The sequence below is a fragment of the Lentzea sp. NBRC 102530 genome (assembly GCF_030269365.1).
In the GTDB taxonomy this organism is placed as follows: Bacteria; Actinomycetota; Actinomycetes; order Mycobacteriales; family Pseudonocardiaceae; genus Lentzea.
This window is the reverse complement of record NZ_BSTF01000049.1, coordinates 1-933: the sequence shown is the minus strand read 5'-3', so window position 1 is coordinate 933 and position 933 is coordinate 1. Positions and strand designations below refer to the sequence as shown.

Sequence of the window (933 nt, the reverse complement as noted above, 5' to 3'; positions counted from 1 at the left end):
TTTCACGAGTACGCTGCTACTTGGGAACACTCTAAACAGACGCTACGTTTTCGAGTACGAGGGTTTCACTCTCTACGCCCGTGCTTTCCAGACACGTTCCTCTAACGATGCGTTTTCTGACTGTTTGTCAGTCCGGCAGAACTGACCAAGAGGTCCCACGACCCCGCGAATGCAACCCCTGCCGGGTATCACACAGACGCGGTTTAGCCTCATCCGCTTTCGCTCGCCACTACTCACGGAATCACGGTTGTTTTCTCTTCCTGCGGGTACTGAGATGTTTCACTTCCCCGCGTTCCCTCCACATACCCTATGTGTTCAGGTATGGGTGACCCCACATGACTGGGGCCGGGTTTCCCCATTCGGAAATTCTAGGATCTCAGCTCGGTTGACAGCTCCCCTAGACTTTTCGCAGTCTCCTACGTCCTTCATCGGCTCCTGGTGCCAAGACATCCACCGTATGCCCTTACTAACTTGCTACAAAGATGCTCGCATCCACTGTGCAGTTCTCAAAGAACAATCAGAATCTCTCACACAAGTGCGGGTGCCGGCCTGAACTCGAAGGTCAGGTGGTCCATCCGCGGCAAGAGCCCGATCACTGAAAGACACTAAGCGTGTTCTCTCAGGACCCAACAGCGTACCGATCTGTTCATCCAGCCCTCACGACACCTTTCCACGCTCCGAAGAGCAGTACTCACTGTCATGACAACCGAACGTCTAGCCAGCCAGCATCCACTAATGAGCCCTACCCAGCATCGAGGCTGGTGCAGGTTCTGGCTTCTGCTGAGACGTTCGCTCAGAACAGAAGCAGATGCTCCTTAGAAAGGAGGTGATCCAGCCGCACCTTCCGGTACGGCTACCTTGTTACGACTTCGTCCCAATCGCCAGTCCCACCTTCGACCGCTCTCCCCCTTGCGGGTTGAGCCACGGGCTTCG

Annotated in this window: 2 rRNA genes; both read right to left on the bottom strand. The window is 55.2% G+C overall.

Features of this window, described 5'->3' with window-relative positions:
- A 23S ribosomal RNA gene (locus QSK25_RS45225) occupies positions 1–477 on the bottom strand; the annotation flags it as partial.
- A gap of 342 nt (positions 478–819) precedes the next feature.
- Positions 820–933, bottom strand: a 16S ribosomal RNA gene (locus QSK25_RS45220); the annotation flags it as partial.